At 37.9% G+C, this 18258-nt stretch carries 11 protein-coding genes; 8 read left to right on the top strand and 3 right to left on the bottom strand.

Features of this window, described 5'->3' with window-relative positions; translation table 11 throughout:
* Window positions 1-125 precede the first annotated feature (125 nt).
* Complete coding sequence (locus ACRD7B_RS17230) at window positions 126-698, top strand: pentapeptide repeat-containing protein (protein ID WP_430825852.1); 573 nt, start codon at window positions 126-128, stop codon at window positions 696-698.
* A 609-nt stretch (window positions 699-1307) separates the two neighbouring features.
* Here ACRD7B_RS17230 and ACRD7B_RS17225 read toward each other — a convergent pair.
* Together ACRD7B_RS17225 and ACRD7B_RS17220 are read right to left on the bottom strand one after the other, a co-directional pair.
* Window positions 1308-2027, bottom strand: coding sequence for a hypothetical protein (locus ACRD7B_RS17225; protein ID WP_430825851.1), 720 nt, complete (start codon window positions 2025-2027; stop codon window positions 1308-1310).
* Between the two features lie 177 nt (window positions 2028-2204).
* Window positions 2205-3791 carry an aspartate:alanine exchanger family transporter gene (locus ACRD7B_RS17220; RefSeq protein ID WP_430825850.1) on the bottom strand — a complete coding sequence of 529 codons (1587 nt, stop codon included), beginning with the start codon at window positions 3789-3791 and terminating at the stop codon, window positions 2205-2207.
* A 158-nt stretch (window positions 3792-3949) separates the two neighbouring features.
* Between ACRD7B_RS17220 and ACRD7B_RS17215 the strand changes: the two genes are divergently transcribed.
* The 5 genes from ACRD7B_RS17215 (at window position 3950) to ACRD7B_RS17195 (ending at window position 12199) form a co-directional block, all read left to right on the top strand.
* Entirely contained in the window at window positions 3950-4216 is a 267-nt protein-coding gene (locus ACRD7B_RS17215; protein WP_430825849.1) for an acylphosphatase, read from the top strand.
* A 471-nt stretch (window positions 4217-4687) separates the two neighbouring features.
* A complete protein-coding gene (locus ACRD7B_RS17210; RefSeq protein ID WP_430825848.1) occupies window positions 4688-5173 on the top strand; it encodes an RNA polymerase sigma factor in 486 nt (161 codons plus the stop codon).
* A gap of 9 nt (window positions 5174-5182) precedes the next feature.
* Complete coding sequence (locus tag ACRD7B_RS17205) at window positions 5183-6241, top strand: hypothetical protein (protein ID WP_430825847.1); 1059 nt, start codon at window positions 5183-5185, stop codon at window positions 6239-6241.
* Window positions 6242-6339: 98 nt separating this feature from the next.
* Window positions 6340-11874, top strand: a complete 5535-nt coding sequence (locus tag ACRD7B_RS17200) for an alpha-2-macroglobulin family protein (RefSeq protein WP_430825846.1) — start codon at window positions 6340-6342, stop codon at window positions 11872-11874.
* Between the two features lie 130 nt (window positions 11875-12004).
* Window positions 12005-12199, top strand: coding sequence for a hypothetical protein (locus tag ACRD7B_RS17195; protein WP_430825845.1), 195 nt, complete (start codon window positions 12005-12007; stop codon window positions 12197-12199).
* A 41-nt stretch (window positions 12200-12240) separates the two neighbouring features.
* On the opposite strand, the gene ACRD7B_RS17190 is transcribed toward ACRD7B_RS17195, so the two are convergent.
* A complete protein-coding gene (locus tag ACRD7B_RS17190) occupies window positions 12241-13824 on the bottom strand; it encodes a T9SS type A sorting domain-containing protein (RefSeq protein ID WP_430825844.1) in 1584 nt (527 codons plus the stop codon).
* A gap of 229 nt (window positions 13825-14053) precedes the next feature.
* Here ACRD7B_RS17190 and ACRD7B_RS17185 point away from each other — a divergent pair, with 229 nt between their 5' ends.
* Together ACRD7B_RS17185 and ACRD7B_RS17180 are read left to right on the top strand one after the other, a co-directional pair.
* On the top strand, window positions 14054-15604 hold the full coding sequence (locus tag ACRD7B_RS17185; RefSeq protein ID WP_430825843.1) for a glycine--tRNA ligase: 1551 nt from the start codon (window positions 14054-14056) through the stop codon (window positions 15602-15604).
* Window positions 15605-15746: 142 nt separating this feature from the next.
* On the top strand, window positions 15747-18239 hold the full coding sequence (locus ACRD7B_RS17180; RefSeq protein ID WP_430825842.1) for a YfhO family protein: 2493 nt from the start codon (window positions 15747-15749) through the stop codon (window positions 18237-18239).
* Window positions 18240-18258 lie beyond the last annotated feature (19 nt).

Raw genomic sequence — 18258 nt, 5'->3', positions numbered from 1 at the left:
TTTTAAAGGAGTGGCTTTGTCACTCCTTTTTTTATGCCTGATATTGATATGTGTTTGGTATTTTCCTTTGTAGGGCTTAAGTTTGGTTATTGCAATGTTTACTGAATGCCGTTAAAAGAGAACTGATGATAAGACCAACTTTTGAAGAAGAGGATTATAAGGGAATAGATTACTCGAAAAAGGTGCTTGAAAAGGCCGAATACGATAATTGCGTATTTTCCAATTGTACTTTCATTGGAGCCGATTTATCGGAGGTAATATTTTCGGAATGTACTTTTGTGAATTGTAACATGAGTACTTCTAAATTGCATTTAACAGCTTTTCGAAATGTTGAATTTAAGGCTTGTAAATTACTTGGATTACAATTCGATGAGTGTCACGAGTTTTTATTCTCTGTCAGTTTTACCGAGTGTCATTTAAACTTGTCATCCTTTTTTCAACGTAAGCTAAAGAAGACATGGTTCATCGATTGTCAAATGTATGAAGTGGATTTTTCAGAAACTGATTTATCACAGTCGAGCTTTAAGAATTGTGATTTAAACGGGGCCATTTTTGACCATACTAATCTAAGCAAAGTGGATTTTACATCGGCCACAAATTACACAATCAATCCCGATTCAAATGTGATAAAAGGAGCTAAGTTCTCAATGGATGGCCTACCAGGTTTATTGACAAAGTATGATATTGAGGTTGTGTAAATAACGAACTGTTCTTTATGTTACTGTAGATATTAACAAGAGCGATCCAATAAAATATGTCAAAAGAAATAAATAACCTAGTATATTATGTTTATTGTATTGGCTGATATTTAAGGATTCATAAATTTTAGCATATTTTTTTTTGTACATAAAAAGAAGATATAGTATAATATACGAGAAGCCCATGTATATATATATTGAAATATCGTTCAGGTTACCTTTAACAAGGATCATTAAATTGGTTGAAATGAAAAGGCTTAATATTGTTATGATTGTATGAGCTTTGCGCGAATCGGAATAACTTTCTGATTTTGGCTCAATTTTTTTGAGCAAGCGAAACATTAGGTAAAACAAATAATAAAATAAAAAAAGTAGCTTCTTCATATTTTTTTTCAGCTTAAATTCTTTTCCTTGTTAATAACAATATTACTAAAAGATTTAAATAAAGTTTTTTAAAGAAAAGAAATGATAGAGAGTTAGCAAAGTTATAAGCATTATAATATAGGTATGCAATTGAGACTAGCTTTTCTAATGTTAAATTACGATGTTGTTTTAAAAAAAAGCCGTTCCAAATAGTTTGAAACGGCTTTCTGTGTATTTTATTTAGTGCTAAAACCTAAAGATTAATCCTCCAGAGAAATCACCTTGAGCTGCAATAACCCCTGTACTAACACTTACTCCACCTGATGCCCCACCAGAGCCACCACCAATAAATAAACCGCCACCTGAAAAATACATTGGTAGAAGTAGGCGTCCTTGTAAACGTATTCCAATGTGGTCGCTTAAAAAGAATTTTACACCACCACCAAGGGCAGCTGAAAAAGCAACATGGTCACTTACTTCTGCGTCTTTCATGTTAAACCATCCTACTCCCAAAGAGGCTGTTCCATAGGGAACGATCGGTCCATCCAACACGTCTCGGATTCCACCAATTTGAAAGTAATTAATATTCATGTTGTAAGTGTCGGTATCTCCACTTACAAAGTCGGAAAGTACACCGGTTGTTTTTGAGTTTGTGTAGGCAAATTCAACATGTGTATTGTGAGTTGTTCTCATTGATATGGCTACACCATAATTGGCGGCATCTTTCATGTTGAAAGTGGCTCTGTAGCCATTAACTTTACCATTAAGTTGATATCCATAAAGTGGTGCTATTTCAATGCCTTTCAAATGGCTTGTTGATTTTTGCTTTTTAGGTTCTTCTTTTGGCTTATAAGTCTGCTGTACCGTGCCCGTAGAATAGATACGCGATTGTGCACTTACATTATAAAAAGAAAAGATTAAAGTAAGTACTAAGACTGCTTTAAATGTTAGAATTGAGTGTTTCATGTGTGAAAATTGGTTTTTTTAATGGTCACATGGAACTCGCCTCCCGATAGCCATCGGGATTAGTCATTCTCCTATGTGAGAATCTATTTTTTGGCTCGTTTCATATTATAAGATTAAGTTGTTCTTTAAAGTGTATAACAGCTTAGTAGCTGTTTTGATCATTGAATTGAAATTTAATTAAAAGAAACCTAATATCTGAACGCAGATAACTAATAATACCATGGCTACCGGATAAACGGTGGCATAAGCGATTGCGGCAGCATTACTATCCGAAAGACTATCGGCAGCGGCTAATCCCGGCGTGCTTGTCATCGATCCGGTAATGGTACCCAGCAAGGTCAGAATATTGAATGATTTTAGAAAATAGGCGGCTAACACTGCCATCAGCATTGGGAACATCGTCAGAATTCCACCTACCAAAAATAGCTGTGACCCGTAATTACTATACGTTTCAACAAGAGTAGCGCCAGCTTTAGTGCCAACCGAAGCTAAGAAAAACATTAGACCGAGTTGACGAAGCAGTTGGTTGGCAGCACCTGACATACTCCAAATAACAGGGCCGGTTCGGCCAATACGACTCAGAATCATAGCTACTGCTAGCACTCCACCCGTTAGGCCTAGGCTAAATGAGAAAGAGTTACCGAATGATAGTGACATCTTTCCAAACAAGATACCTAGAACAATGCCTGCTGCAACTGGGAAGAAATCTGTATCGGATAGTTTTTTGTCGTTGTTACCAAAAATACGAATGACTTGTTTCATGTTTTCGCGACTACAGGCCACCATTACTTTATCACCCATTTGTAAGCGCAAGTTAGGACCAGGAGTAATATCAATTCCACTTCGTCGGATACGGGTTACTGTTGCTTGATAATTTACCCAAAGATTAAACCTACCTAGCGAAGTGTTCACCGCCTCTTTGTTGGTTACCAAGATGGACTGTACTTCATATCCTTCATCCAAAGGTATTTTTTGTTCGGTTTCGGATCCTATGAGTAGAATTATTTTTTGAATCGCATCTTCTGTTCCAACGGCTCTGATTAAATCGCCCTTTTGCAAAAGTGTTTTGGTACTTGGTGTAACCGCATATCCATCGTGCATTACCCTTGAAATAACAGCTTGAGTCATGCTTCGCACGCGCAACTCTCCAATGGTTTTTCCGATTACATTTTCGTTTTCAACTTGCAGGTTACGATGAATAATATCAGGAAATCCTTCGGTTGAGCTTTTTTCATATTCGGTTTCGGCCTTTGTAATATTGGCACGTATTATTTTAGGGTAGAACTTCACAAATAGAATAACACCAATAACGCCGAATGGATATGCAACACCGTAACCAATAGAAACCAATGGTGAATTGGTGGTTTCTATAGCTGCAGCCAGTCCTGGCGTGCTGGTTAATGCTCCCGTTAATAAACCAATAATAATTGGCATGTCGAGATCAAAAAGATGGTAAGATAGGTAGGCCATCAGCGAAGCCGAAATGATTACAACCGTAGCTAATAAGGCAAGACTTCGTCCGTTTTTTTTAAATGAATCGAAGAATCCCGGACCAGCTTGCACACCTATTGTATATATGAACAGGATCAGTCCTATTTTTTCAAGAATACTTGGAATAACAACGCCGTAATGGCCAAATATTAAAGCAACAAAAATAATGGCTGAAATATCAAGAGAGACACCCTTAACTTTAATATTACCAATGATAAAACCAAGGCATATAATGATAAATAGTGCAAAATAGCTGGTGTGTAAAAGTTCCATGAATGTTAATGTTTAAGATGCAAAGGTAGTAAATTCAACAAATGCATCTTACTTGATTAAGAAATGAATTAATAAGATGTTATTTCTGAATTTTCCTCTGTTTTTACTTTCCTTCTTCTAATTCCTTTCTTAATTTGGGCTATTAAAGATGGATAGGTATGAAGCGGGTGAAGATTATTGTTGGAGGAAGAGTGCAGGGTGTTGGTTTTCGTTATTTTGTAGCAAACAGTGCTAGGGCACATAGTATAAAAGGATATGTGCAAAACTTATCGGATGGTAGAGTTGAGATTGATGCGGAAGGTGAATGCGAAAATATTCATCACTTTTCAAACCAATGTAAAAGCGGTTCTGCCATGGCGCAGGTAGATGTATTTTTAGAAAGCGATATTCCTTACTACGGGTTTAATAGTTTTAGAATTAAATAATACCAATAGCGGCCTAAATGTTTTATTAATAGCTCGAAACGTCTTGTTACGAAATGGCCTCAGCAGGTGAGGCAAAAAACAAAGTTGAAATGACGCTTAAGAATTGTTTTCTGTTTGAGACTTTTCGAGGTACGAGGAAAGGTGAGTTTAAAACAATTTCAGTCATCAACTGTAGTTTTTTTGAGCGAAGCTGGTGGAGCCTAGACTTTTTTGTCCCGAAATAAGTTTTTGTTGTTTTGAAGAATTCAAAACTTACAAAACTATAATCGGGATCGCGTTTGGGCGGATAGCCCAATGTATAAAATTATTAGGACAACATTGAAATAATTATGTCGATCTATTAGTGAGGAATTTTAAAGAGTGGAGCGAATTTAAAGTTATTTTCATTAAAGAATCGGTTTAATTTCAATTAGACATGTAACATTTAAAAAGACCAGTACGTCACATTGGTGTCGTTTGACAAATTAGAATATGACTTTAAAAGAATTTAACCAAGCCGTTGATCTATATTCTGATGGTATTTATCACTTTGTTCTCAAAAACATAAAAGACGAGGATAAGGCGAAAGATATTGTTCAGGATACCTTTGAGAAATTGTGGAAGAAGCATACGGAGGTTAATTATCAGAAAGTTAAAAGTTACTTGTTCTCCACTGCTTATCACACTTTGATAGATTTAACCCGAAGAGAAAAGAAACAGGCACGATGGGATGAGGTGGATGACAATAGACATTCAGAGATGGATGGTTATAGCGATTTGAACGAAGTGTTGCATAAAGCAGTGGCCTTATTACCCGAAGATCAGCGAATGGTTGTTATGATGCGCGATTACGAAGGCTACTCATACAAAGAAATTGGAGAGATAGCTCATTTAACTGAATCGCAGGTGAAAGTATATATATTCAGAGCACGAAAATTTTTGAAGGATTACATTGGAAAAATTGAGGTCTTAGTTTAAGGTGATAAAATGATGATAAACAGAAATAATTACGAAGCCTATTTGTTGGATTATCTTGAGAAGAGCATTTCTCCTCAGGATGAACTTCTGTTGCTCGAATTTCTGGATAATAACCCCGATTTAAAATCTGACTTAGAGGCTGATGTCTCCTTGTCGCTATCCAATGAAACCTTACCAAAATATGGTTTTAAAGATGCTTTACGAAAGCACCCATCATTGGAATACGATTTATCTAAAATCGATTACCTTCTGATTAAAAAACAAGAAGAAGGCTTGCAAAAAGAGGAAGCAGCCGAATTAGTTTTATTGGAACCCAATGAGGAAGAGCTTAATAAAGAATCTTCGGCTTACGCATCAAGTCGCTTGAAACGTGATAAATCGATTCGTTTTGCTGAGAAGCTTAAGTTAAAACGGTGGGTATTAAACTCTAGGATTGATTTAAGAACCATTAATCGCATTGCATCAATAGCAGTTGTTGTATTCTTGTCCACAGTCATTTGGTTCACTCAGGATAAGGTAGCAGATAACTCAGGTGCCATTTTATCAGAAAAAGTTGACAATTTTATTGAGCAACCTTCTCAATTGGCTTCTGCCAATCCCAAAGTTTTAAATAAAAAGAAGGTATTTCAACGTCCGGTATCAAAGGATAGTTTGATGAAAATTGCCAACGACCCGATGGGTAAGAAAGAACGGAAGGCCAGCACAAATAAAAAAGTGATTAAAATTGAAAATAGAACGGAGCATATGCCTAAGATGCTTGCATTATCAGGAGTTACAATCAATACTCATAAAGAGATAAATGCCTATGAGCATGGGCTTAATGTGATGATTCCGCAATATATGTCAAACAATATTCTACGCCGTGAGCTCGCAGCTATTTACGGTCAGTTAGAAAAAGAGGGTACTGATTCTCCTAAGATGATGGCTTTTCTCGAAGGTGGTGTTAAGGTTTTGAATTTCCTTTCGAGTGGAAGTGTTGGTATGGATAAATATTACGATAAAGATGGTAATATTGTTGGTTACCGTGTTGCTGGTAGCGCACTAGAAGTTCAGCATAAGGCACGTTAAGCAATCAAACTCGTATATTCTGTTGATTTCCTACTTCTGGTTGTTACAATTAATCCGTTAAAATTTATAATTTAGGTGAAATTTTAACCTAGATTCCGATGATTAAACTTCGCGCCGTTTCAATTCTTGTATTAAGTTGTGTTTTATTTTTTTATTCGTGCCAATCTTCTACTGAGAAAAAGGCGGATAAACCTGCCTTTAATGAGCTGGTATCATCATTTACCTCAGGAACAATTTCCAATGAAGCTGTCATACAAATTCAATTTGCTAAAAAAGTATCGGGAGTAGAGGCCGGTACGGAAGCAAGTACTTCCCTGTTGAAGTTTAAACCAAGCATTAAAGGTAAACTCGAATGGTATGATAGCCATACACTTCAATTTATCCCGGAAGATCGCTTGCCGTCGGGCATAGAGTTTAAAGCTACGCTCAATTTACCAAAGTTATTTGCCACAGAGAAAGACAAATTTGAATTTGATTTTGCAAGTATTGAGCAAAATTACCGAATCGCTCACGAAGGTATAGAGCCGGTGAGCAACGACGATTTAAGCAAGAATATCTATGTGGGAAGGGTTAATTTGGCTGACCATATTGATGATGATGATGTTGAGAAAATTATCTCGGCCAAGCAGGATGATGAGGCTTTGGAAGTTGAATGGACACATTATAAAAGTGAAAAATCGCATGTATTCAGAATTAAGAATATTATTCGTCGTGAGAAAAAGGGAAGCTTTGAGTTATTACACAATGGTGAAGTTTTAGGTCTTGATAAAAAGGGCAGTGAAGAAATTGCCATACCGTCATTGAATGATTTCAAGGTGGTACACACTTCACTTGTTATGCATCCCGATCAACATGTAGTAGTTACCTTTTCTGATCCCCTTGATGCACAGCAAAATATTGCGGGTTTAATAAGCATTAATAATGTATCGCGCCTAAAATACGAGATTGATAACAACCGTGTAAAAGTTTATCCTCCTTATCGCTTATCCGGAAAGAAAGAGGTAGTGGTTTCTCAGGGAATAAAAAATAGCCTGGGTTATCCATTAAATGAGGAATCGCGCTATGAGTTGCTTTTCGAAACACCTAAACCTGAGATTAGCTTAATTGGGAAAGGGAATATTTTGCCAAATTCAAACGGATTAATTTTCCCGTTTAAGGCAGTTAGTTTGCGAGCTGTTGAGGTTCGTATCATTAAAATTTTCGAATCAAACGTAGCTCACTTTTTACAAGTAAATCAGTTATCGGGCGATAATCAACTGCGTCGTGCAGGTCGTTTGGTTGTGCGTAAAACAGTTCGTCTTGATAAGGACCGCTCTTTGGATTTAAGTCAATGGAATACTTTCTCGCTGGATTTAACTGATCTGATAAAAACGGAGCCGGGTGCCATCTATCGCGTAGAGCTAAAAATGTTGAAGAAACACAGCATTTACCCTTGTGGTAGTGATGAGGAGACAAGCGAAGAAGATCTGTTTGAAGAGGTTGAAGAACTAAGTGAGGCCGATATGGCTTATTGGGATCAACCTGATGAATACTACAGTTCGTATTGGGATGGTTACGAAAGTTATAACTGGCGCGAAAGAGACGACCCTTGTACCGATTCGTATTACAGTAATAAAGTTGTTGGTAAGAACATATTAGCATCCGATGTGGGTATTATTGTTAAAAAGGGAAATGGCAAGGAAATTCTTGTTGCCTTGAGCGACCTAAGAACCACTGAACCACTTGCTAATGCAAAAGTTGAAGTACTAAGTTATCAGAATCAGATTTTGGCCGAATTAACATCAGACCCTAATGGTTTGGCAAAAGTAGATCTTAGTCAAAAACCATTCTTGGTTGTGGTGAAACACAATGAGCAGCGCGGTTATTTAAAACTAAGCGATGGATTTGCTTTATCGTACAGTCGCTTCGATGTTGATGGGCAGCAAGTTCAGAAAGGAATGAAAGGATTTATCTATGGCGAAAGAGGAGTATGGCGTCCGGGCGATACCATCTTTGTTTCATTTATACTTCAAAACAAAGGCGAAGCTTTGCCAGCCGATCATCCAGTGGTATTTGAATTACAAAATCCGAATGGGCAAATTGTTAACCGTCAGGTAAGTTCCATTCAGACCAATCATATATTATCTTTCAGTACGAGTACAAGTAGCGATGCACCAACTGGTATGTGGCTGGCAAGAATTAAGGTAGGTTCAAGTGTTTTTTCAAAGGGTTTACGCATCGAAACAGTAAAACCTAATCGCTTAAAAATAAAACTTGATTTTGCTGAAGAGCGTCTCTCGCCCGGTTCAGCAGCTAATACAAAGATGCAGGTTCATTGGTTGCATGGCGCTGTTGCCCGTAATTTAGATGCCACTGTGAGTGTAACGCTGAATCAAAGCAGAACGAGTTTCAAACGTTATACAGATTATACCTTTGATGATCCTTCGCGCCGTTTTAATTCTGAAGAAATATTGGTGTTTGATGGCAAGTTAAATGAACTGGGAGAAGCTAATATTGATGCTAATATCGATGTTAAAGAAGCAGCGCCGGGTATGTTGAAGGCATCTTTCTTAACTCGTGTGTTCGAAGAAAGCGGCGACTTTAGTGTTGATCGTTTTTCAATGCCCTATGCGCCTTATTCGGTTTTTGTTGGTGTAAAAACACCTGGTGGCGACAAACGAAATATGTTGCTAACCGATACCACTCATGTGGTGGATGTAGTTACTTTAAACGCGGATGGAAAAGCCGTAGATGTTAAAAATCTATCCTACTATATCTATAAAGTTAGTTGGCGTTGGTGGTGGGAGTCTTCACCTGATAATTTAGCTAATTATGTAGGTTCGCGTCATCAAAACTTAATTACAAGTGGAAGGCTAAGTACTAAAAATGGTGAAGGACAATTTAGTTTTAAAATTAAATATCCTGATTGGGGACGTTATTTGGTTCGCGTTGTTGATAATCAAAATGGTCATGCTACTGGTAAAACAGTTTATGTTGATTGGCCGGGTTGGGCAGGTAAGCGAAAAAGCAATGATGCCTCTTCAGCCTCCATGTTGACTTTTACTTCGGATAAAACGAACTATAAAGTTGGTGAAACAGCCACCATCAATTTTCCTTCTTCTGCTGGTGGGCGAGCTTTGGTGAGTGTTGAGAATGGAAAAGGCGTACTAAAAAGCTGGTGGGTGCCAACTCAGGAGAATAACACTTCATTTAATATTGATATAAGCAGCGAAATGACACCCAATGTTTATGTCACGATAACATTATTACAGGTACACAGCCAAAGTGTAAATGATCTACCAATACGAATGTATGGTGTTATTCCATTGATGGTTGAGGATCCTGAAACACATTTAAGTCCGGTGATATCAATGCCTGATGAACTTCGACCAGAGGAAGAAGTAAGTATTGAGGTGAGTGAGACAAATGATAAGGCCATGACCTACACTTTGGCCATGGTAGAAGATGGTTTATTGGATTTAACACGTTATAAAACGCCAAAACCTTGGTTCCATTTCTTCGCCAAAGAAGCACTTGGTGTGCGGACTTGGGATTTATATGATCAGGTAATTGGTGCTTATGGTGGTGAAATTGAGCAATTATTCAGCATTGGTGGTGATGATGATGCGTCTGGTGATAAGGGTGCTAAGAAAGCCAATCGATTTAAGCCGGTTGTAAAATACTTAGGGCCATTTACGCTTGAAGAGGGAGAAACCGCTAGGCATACTTTTACGATGCCTCGCTACATTGGTTCGGTTCGTACCATGGTAATTGCCGCTTCGGATAATGCCTTTGGGAATACGGATAAAACCACACCTGTTCGTAATCCTTTAATGGTATTGGCTACTTTACCAAGGGTGCTGGGGCCAGGCGAAGAAGTTGATTTGCCGGTTACTGTTTTTGCCATGAAAGAGAACATTAAAAATGTTAAGTTGGAGTTACAAACCAATAATTTGTTTGATGTAGTTGGCGAAGCAGAAAAGACCTTATCGTTTGAAAATGTTGGTGAGCAAGTTATTAATTTCAAGGTGAAAGTTAAATCGGCCATTGGTGTTGGTAAAGCAAAAGTCGTCGCGTCTTCTAGTGGAGAAAAGGCAGAAGATGAAATAGAGCTGGAAGTTCGCAATCCTAATCCTCGAATTACGCTAACTAAAAATGTAGTGATTGAGGCGGGAAAAGAACAGCAAATTGCTTATACACTTCCGGGCATTGAAGGAACCAACAATGCCACACTAGAAGTTTCAAACATACCACCAATTGATTTTGGGCGCCGATTAAAGTATTTGTTACGTTATCCGCATGGTTGTGTTGAGCAAACCACTTCAGCAGCCTTCCCTCAATTGTTTTTAAGCGATGTATTGGAGCAAAGTGATGAACTTGAGAGTACCATTACCCATAACATTAAAGGAGCAATAAAACGCCTTGAAGGTTTTATGCGTTCGGATGGTGGCTTAAGCTATTGGCCGGGATCATACAATGCATCGGATTGGGGAACAACTTATGCAGGGCACTTTTTACTTGAGGCCGAATTAAAAGGTTATCAACTTCCGGTTGGATTTAAAAATAAGTGGTTAAAATATCAAAAGAAGACAGCGCGTCAGTGGTCGCCAAACAAACGCCATAGAGGTTACGATTTGGCACAAGCCTACCGTTTGTACACCATTGCTTTGGCGGGTGAGCCAGAGTTGAGTGCCATGAACCGCATGCGTAATCAGAACTCGATTAGCTTACAGGCAAGGTGGCGATTGGCAGCAGCCTATGCTTTGGCTGGTCATCAAAAGGTAGCTCAGGAATTAATTGCAAATGCAGCAACTACTAGTACATCGCACGATTCGTATACTTATGGATCGCCTGATCGTGATAAGGCAATGGTTATTGAAACCTTAACTTTGATGAAAAAGCGTGAGGATGCTGCTGCCTTAGTGCAGGAACTATCTAAGGCTTTATCGGGGCAACGTTGGATGAGTACACAAACGACTGCTTATGGTTTATTGTCCATTAGCAAGTTTTTGGGGAACTCGGGAAGTGATGCTTTAACGTTTGAATGGAAAGGAAATGGCCAAAAAAGCACAAAGGTGGTTTCTCAATTACCAGTTTTTCAAGAGGAGTTAAAAGTGAAAAACTTGGATGGTGCTATAAGTGTTACTAATAAATCAGATGGATTATTATTTGCTCGTATCATCATGGACGGTATTCCTGCTGAATCGGATCAGACAACATTGGCATCTAATCTTAACATTACTATTAATTATACTGATTTGCTGGGCAATGCCATTGATGCAAAAAGCATTACGCAAGGCACCGATTTTATGGCAACAGTAAGTGTTCGTAACACGGGTACTAAAGGTAATGTGAAGGATTTGGCATTGACACAAATTTTCCCATCGGGCTGGGAAATACGAAATACGCGAATGGAAGACATTAAAGGAGCACACGAGATAAATCAACCCGATTATCGTGATTATCGCGACGATCGAGTGTATTCTTATTTCGATCTACGCAAAGGACAAAGTCAGAAATTTGTTGTGATTTTGAATGCCAGTTATAACGGAAAGTATTACTTGCCAGCAGTAAGTTGTGAAGCTATGTATGATAACAGTGTCTCTGCTCGTCAACCAGGTTATTGGGTAGAAGTTGTTAAAGCAGGTCAATAGTGCAGGCTAAATAGAATAGAAAGGGTAATTAAAATGAAATAATCACCCTTTTTATTAACTAATGTTCTAAATATGAGCTTCATTAATGAGATTTTTATTATTTTAGTTCGCAGAATATCAAAACCAAATCATGAGTGAACCTGCTGACCCTAAATCAAAGGTTAAAAAAAGAAGAATAAGACGAAAAAAAGCACACGCTTGCCTTGAACTAGATAGAGGTTATAAGCAAGTAATGATGGAATATCGTTATGAACTTGTGAAGGGAATCACCTTGTTTGTTCTGGTTACCATCGCTATTATTTGGATGGTTCTAATCGGATTTTAAAATATATAAGCTGCCTGAAATAGTTTCAGGCAGCTTTATTTTTAGTGCTTAATAGCCTTCTGAATAAATTCGCCTCTCGGTGTTACTATCTTAATTAAATAATAACCCCTCTCGAAACTTGAAGTGCTTATATTGGTTTGCCCTGAATTTAATTCTTGTTGATGAACCAAGTTGCCTGTTAGACTGTAAAAATAGGCCGTTCCTTCTAAAGCAGATTTTACTGCAATGTTTGATGTAAAAGAAGTAGGGTAAATCTTTATACCACTTTGTTCAAGTGCATTTAGATTTGTTGGTGTATAGTCGAAGGTTTCACGCATGTTATTAACATACATGCTGGAGTTTGAATCCCAATTTTGAGTAACCTTAATAAGGATCTTTGAGGTTCCTCCATCATAAGTATAATTGTACATACTGCCCCAACTTATAGCCCACATTTCATCTCCGTCATGTGATTCATTTTTTTCCTCTGTTTTATTGCCAAATGCATCATAACTTTGAGAATCTTTGTAGCCATATATTAGGTTTCCACTTGCATCATAATCATGACCTTGGTGATACATTAGAATCGGCGTATTATATTCTTTGTTGTAATCTGTGGCTAACCAAGCCATGCCAACCAACTCTTCATCAAAATAACTTTCGTAATCTGCCATCTGTTCCCAAGTCCAACGCTCACTATCTTCCCATACACTACCATCCCAAGTTTGTGTAATTTCAACTGTCATAGGTGGTGTGCCACCTCCAAGGCCGCTCGGATATGTAGCCTCCACTTTTTCTACATTGGTGTAATGTAGGTCATCATTTGGCTCTTCATTTGGAAACGCCGGCCCACCATACGATTGTTGTGTGTAGGTTTCTATTAAGCTGGTTTCAACATGCCCAACCGGATCCCACCATTCCCAAAGTACATCAGTATAGCGACCCATTAAATTATATTTGGTGCCATCGTGCTCGTAGGCTAATGCACTTTCAAGAATGTCTGATACATTATAAAACCATAGAGTTTTCATTCCAATAACCCACATGCCATTTTCTCTACTGTATTCAACTTGTTCTGTAAGAAGACCATTGTCAAACGTAAGATCAGTTTTCCAGCAATTTTCTTCGTTTTCCTCCCATTGTTCACTTGTTGAATTGTACTCTGAATAAATTTCTTCTGTAGTATCACCATTGCCGTCATACATAGCAGCATAACGATAACCATAAGAATACTCCCATGCTCCCAAAACCCAGGTTGAGTAAGAATTTTCAGATTGATTATTTTCTGAATCAAAAAGCCAGGTGTGTTTCGAGAAATTAACCCAATCCATTCCATCCCAATTTTGGGTTAATGACTCCGTAAGTTCACCATTGGCGTGATAGGTATGAGTTATTTTTGTGTGTGGATTTTCTTCAATCCAGAGCTGTCCTTCTCCATTATAGGTGTAGTCAGAAGTAGTTGGATTTTCCCATGCATTATTGTTCCACCATTCTGATACAACACTTGTTGGCTGATCATTTGCCTGAGTGGCTTTCAAGACAGTTTTATTCTGTTTTTTTAAATCTTTTCGTTTTTGAAAAGGATTCTGTCCCATGCTTGATATACAAAAGCACAATAGTAATAAACCAGTAAAGATTGTTTTCATGTGTTTGTTTTTATAGCGTTATAAAAAGAAGAAATTTGTAGGAAAGGCAGGCAATATCAATATAAGACATATTTGTCTTATTTGTCAAGTTTATGCACAGGTATTTTAAATTTCACACGAGTTGTAATTAAATGCACTTACTTAAATAAAAAGAGTTAGCCGGAAAATTCCTCAATAATCAAATTTCAACTATTTTTGCGTCTTTGATTATAATATATAAGTATAGCATATGGCTCAAGAAGATGTTTTTAAGAAATTGGTGGCTCACTGTAAAGAGTATGGTTTTGTTTTTCAATCGAGTGAAGTATACGATGGTTTAGGTGCAGTATACGATTATGGACAAAATGGGGTAGAGCTAAAAAATAACATCAAGAAGTACTGGTGGGATTCAATGGTATTGTTACACGAAAATGTGGTAGGATTGGACTCTGCTATATTCATGCACCCAACCACCTGGAAAGCTTCGGGCCACGTTGATGCCTTTAATGATCCATTGATTGATAATAAAGACAGCAAGAAACGTTATCGTGCTGATGTTCTTATCGAAGATTTAATTCAGAAGTTTGAGGAGAAGATCAATAAGGAAGTGACCAAGGCTAAGAAGCGTTTTGGAGAATCTTTTGATGAAGCTCAGTTTTTAGAAACTAACCCTAGAGTGCTAGCTAATAAGAAGAAAATTGAGGAAGTACATACGCGTTTTGCAAAGGCATTAAATGATAATGATCTGGAAGACCTACGTCAGATTATTGTTGATTATGAAATTGCCTGCCCTATATCAGGAACAAAAAACTGGACCGATGTTCGTCAATTCAACCTGATGTTCTCAACCGATATGGGTTCAACGGCAGATGGCTCTCAAAAAATATACTTACGACCAGAAACAGCTCAGGGTATTTTTGTAAACTACCTGAATGTGCAGAAGACAGGTCGCATGAAATTACCATTTGGTATTGCGCAAATTGGTAAGGCTTTCCGTAACGAGATTGTAGCACGTCAGTTTATTTTCCGCATGCGTGAGTTTGAACAAATGGAGATGCAATTTTTTGTTCGTCCAGGTGAAGAAATGAAATGGTTCGAATATTGGAAAGAGGCACGTATTAAGTGGCACAAAGCCATGGGTATGGGTGAAGAAAAATACCGTTTCCACGATCATGAGAAGCTGGCACATTATGCTAATGCTGCAACTGATATCGAATTTAAGATGCCGTTTGGCTTTAAAGAGGTTGAAGGTATTCATTCACGTACCGATTTTGATTTATCGCAGCACCAAGAATATTCGGGAAAAAAGATTCAATACTTCGATCCTGAATTGAACAAGAGTTATGTACCTTATGTAGTGGAAACATCAATTGGTGTTGATCGCATGTTCTTAAGCATTATGGCAGGTGCTTATAATGAGGAAGAGATTGAAGGAAAAGATGGCAAAAAAGAAACACGTATTGTCTTGAATTTACCACCATTATTGGCTCCTGTAAAATTGGCTGTTCTTCCGTTATTAAAGAAAGATGGCTTGCCAGAGAAAGCACGTGAGATCATGGATGATATGAAATTTGACTTCAACTGTCAATACGATACCAAGGATGGCATTGGTAAACGTTACCGTCGTCAGGATGCTGTAGGAACTCCATTTTGTGTGACTGTTGATCATCAATCTTTAGAAGATGATACAGTAACCATTCGTTATCGCGATACCATGGAACAAGAGCGTGTTAAAATTTCAGACTTACACGGTATTATTAGTAAGAAAGTAAGTATGCGTGAAGTGTTTAAGAATTTGTAGATAATACATTTCAAACAATATAGTTTAAGCCCGGTTGAAATCTCAGCTGGGCTTTTTCATACCATTTCGAATGACTTGCAAGGCCACGTTTTTTCAAATCCAATAACAATGTGTATTTTCACAAAAAAATAAAAATACCATCATGATTGATCGATTAAAAGGCCTAGCACCATATGCTGGCGCATTACTCATTTTTATCGTATTAAGTTTTGTTTATTTCTCGCCTGTATTGGAGGGCAAAAAGCTTCCGCAGCTCGATAATTCCCATGCCATTGGTATGTCGAAAGAGTTGATTGATCATGAAAAGGAAACTGGCGAAAAAGCAATGTGGACCAATTCCATGTTTGGTGGTATGCCCGCCTATCAAATCAGAAGTGATTCGACCAAGAATATATTCGGCTACTTTAATAAATTTACACGTTTGGGATTGCCATATGAAACGGTAGCAATCGTGTTTTTATACATGTTGGGTTTTTACCTATTACTGCTAAGCATGAAAGTCGACCCTTGGCTCAGTGTGGTGGGAGCTATCGCATTTGCTTTTGGATCATATAATCTAATTATAATTATAGCGGGACACATAACAAAAACCTACGCCATTGCTCTGATGGCTCCGGTGATAGCCGGGATATTATATGCCTATAATCGAAACAAGTGGTTGGGAGGGCTGTTTACGGTCATCACTTTGGGGATGGAGATTGCCTATAACCATGTGCAGATTACCTATTACCTGGCACTGATGGTACTTGTAATAATAATTACAAAACTGATATATGCCATTAAAGAGAAGGCATTAAAAGCTTTTACTCAAACGTCTGCAGTGCTTGCTTTAGCAGCATTTTTAGCCATTTTGCCGAATATTACCAACCTGATGACCACCTATGAATATGGTAAATATTCAATACGGGGGGCTTCTGAGCTTAGTTCTAAAGGTGATGCTAAAGAAAGTACTGGTTTAGATCCCGAATATGCTTTTGGTTGGAGTTATGGTTTACACGAAACTTTAACCTTGTTAATTCCTAATGTGGTTGGTGGAGCTTCTGATGCCCTGGCCAATTCAGATGACGCCATGAAACATGTTGATAATCGCTTGAAGGAATACGTTGGGCAATCAAGTCAATATTGGGGAGGGCGTATTTTCACGAGTGGACCAGTTTATGCAGGAGCATTAATTTGCTTTTTGTTTTTTATCGGTGCATTTTATTATAAAGGAAAGGAGCGTTGGTGGTTAATAGCCGTAACTATCTTGTCAATCATGCTAGCTTGGGGTAAGAATTTCGAAGGTTTTAATTACTTTATGTTCTACAACTTCCCCTTGTATAATAAATTCCGAACGGTTGAAATGGCCTTGGTGATCGCTTCGATGGCCATGCCTTTACTCGGGTTTTTGGGTCTAAAAACATTGATTGACAAGCCGGAATTACTCAAGCAGGACAGTAAGTGGTTTTTGATTGCATTTGGATTAACTGGTGGTGTGAGTTTAGTTTTAGCTTTATTCCCAAGCACCTTCTACAGTTTCCTTTCTCCAATGGAGGTTCAGGGAATATCTGCACAAATACAGCAAGGTGGAGAGCAGGCACAAATGTACCGTTTGTTAGAATCTAATCTGGTTTCGGCTCGTCAAGCCTTGTTTACAGCTGATGCATGGCGTTCGTTTATTTTCATCTTAATTGGTTCAGCGTCACTTTGGTTTTACTCACAAAATAAATTATCTGCTCGCTACCTGACTTGGGGATTGGCAATAATTATTTTCATTGACCTATGGGGTGTTGATAAACGTTATTTAAATAACGATCATTTTGAAACAGCGACTAAGTCGAAAAAGGAATTTGCACAGTCAGAAGCTGATAAGGCAATTTTGCGTGATTCAGATTTATATTACCGTGTATTTCCAATTTATCGCGATCCGTTTAAAGATGGATTTACACCCTATTATCATAAATCGGTTGGCGGATTTCATGGAGCCAAGTTGCGTCGTTATCAAGATGTTTACGATCGTTATATTCATGCTAATTGGCAAACATTAATGCAAACACTCCAGACGGCACAAACTTTGGGTGATCTTGAGGAAGAGCTGGAGCACATGCCGATTCTGAACATGCTAAATATGAAGTACCTGATTTACAATCCAGGTGCAGCTCCAGTATTTAATCCTGCATATATGGGCAATGTTTGGTTTGTGAATAATGTAAAACAAGTAGCTGATGCCGATGAAGAAATTGCAGCCATTGGTGGTGTAAATCTTAAGACAACTGCTGTTGTTGATCAGCGATTTAGTTCTTTAGTAGATGCATATTCTGTTGATTCTATCCAAGGAAATATTAGCCTGATAACTTATGCGCCAGATCATTTGGTGTTTGAGTCGGAAAGTTCTCAAGCCCAATTAGCGGTGTTTAGCGATGTGTATTACGAAAAAGGTTGGAATGCTTACATTGATGGAGAATTAACACCTCATTTCAGAGCCAATTACATATTACGTGGTTTAATGGTTCCTGCGGGAGGACATACCATTGAATTTAAGTTTGAACCAAGTTCATTTCGAACAGGTCAGTTAATCTCAATCCTAGGTTCCGTAAGTATTCTTTTACTCATGGGTGCCGCAGGTTTCTATATCTGGAAGAAAGATAAGAATTAAGATTTTAAAGATTTATATA

It is taken from the genome of Carboxylicivirga fragile, from assembly GCF_050589805.1.
Classification (GTDB): Bacteria; Bacteroidota; Bacteroidia; order Bacteroidales; family Marinilabiliaceae; genus Carboxylicivirga; species Carboxylicivirga fragile.
The sequence above is the reverse complement of the archived record's forward strand: the minus strand, read 5'-3'. Positions and strand labels throughout refer to the sequence as shown.